This is a genomic window from Acidithiobacillus sp. TH-A35 (assembly GCF_057473505.1).
On the sequence record NZ_JBYCKR010000137.1, the window covers coordinates 1 to 1,505 of the forward strand.

2 protein-coding genes are annotated in these 1,505 nt (G+C 61.5%); both read right to left on the minus strand.

Annotated elements, in window-relative coordinates; all coding sequences use genetic code 11:
• Positions 1-31 precede the first annotated feature (31 nt).
• Entirely contained in the window at positions 32-940 is a 909-nt protein-coding gene (locus AC2VNK_RS04860; RefSeq protein WP_486883027.1) for an AAA family ATPase, read from the minus strand.
• Positions 937-1,505, minus strand: a 569-nt coding sequence (locus AC2VNK_RS04865; RefSeq protein WP_486883028.1) for a PLP-dependent aminotransferase family protein, incomplete at its 5' end; no start/stop codon positions are given. The genes AC2VNK_RS04860 and AC2VNK_RS04865, both read right to left, overlap by 4 nt.

A 1,505-nucleotide genomic window follows, 5' to 3' on the forward strand; every position in this document is an offset into this window, starting at 1 on the left:
CGGGAAAGACGTACCTCCCGCCGTTTGCGACTCACGGGCCAAAACCCCAGGTATCCTGCATCAGCAGTGCCGCCAGTTCATCACCGCCCAGCGATGCGCTGGACAGCAAACGATGCCCCAGCACCGGCACCGTCACGGCGCGCAGATCGTCGGGCGTCACAAAATCCCGACCCGCCAGAAAAGCCCAGGCCTGTGCGCTCGCCTTGAGCGCCAGCAAACCTCGTGGCGACAACCCAATCCGCACCCGCGCATCCTCACGGCTGCGTTGCGCCAGAGCCAAAAGCATTTCCTGTAGTTCCGGACTCAGGAATAGCGCCGCAACTTCTGCCTGCCACTGGCGAAGCAATGCAGCATCGGCCAGTGCTTTCAGATCGGCAGGCCGTCGATTTTCCCCCGCCAATAATCGCCGCTCCGCCTCGTGGCTCGGATACCCCAGTGACAAACGCAGCGTAAAACGGTCCAGTTGACTCTCCGGCAGCGGGAAGACCCCAGCGTGCTCCTGCGGATTTTGGGTAGCGATCACAAAAAAGGGCTTAGGGAGCGGAAAGCTCTGCCCGTCTGCCGAGACCTGTCCTTCTGCCATAGCTTCCAGCAGGGCGGACTGACTGCGTGGCGAAGCCCGGTTGATCTCATCCATCAGCACTATGGCATGGAAAATCGGGCCCCGATGAAAGACGAAGCGCTGTTCGCGCGGATCGAAGAGACTGCTCCCGAGAATGTCTCCGGGCAGTAGATCGGCCGTCATCTGCACTCGGGCAAAATCGAGACCCAGCAGATGCGCCAATCCCAGCGACAGGGTCGTCTTCCCCACCCCCGGCACGTCCTCCACCAGCACATGTCCACCCGCCAGAAAGCCGGACAGAATCAGGCGCAGCGCCCGTTCTTTATCCAGCAACACTTCGCCGAGTGCATCGACCAGATCCGCCGGCGACGCCGTCACTGCGCGGCCGCCACATCCAGACGGCGCGCTGCTAGCGCTTCATCCAAGCGTCCTACCGGCAGATGATGGGGCGCTTCACGCAAGCGTTCCGGCTGCGCCAATGCCTCTTGACGAATCTGCGCCATCACCGCCACGAAACGGTCCAGCATTGCCTTACTTTCTGTCTCCGTAGGCTCGATCAGCAAGCACTCGGGCACCAATTGCGGGAAATAAATGGTCGGTGCGTGAATCCCGAAATCCAGCAGGCGTTTGGCCACATCCAGCGCCCGTATGCCCGTCGCCTTCTGCAAGTCGCTGACACTCAGGATGAACTCGTGACTGGCACGTCGCTCCGGGAAGGCCGCCTTATAGCCGACCCGTTGCAATTCCTTGAGCAGATAATTGGCATTGAGCGCAGCATAAGCCGACACCCGCCCCACCCCTGTCCGACCCAGACGGCGTATATAAGCATGGGCGCGCAGCAATACGCCGATATTACCGCCATGGGCACTGAGCCGACCGATGCTCTGGGGTAAATCACCCTCGTCCAACCAGCGCAGAGCCCCCTCTTCGGCGCGGGTCACCA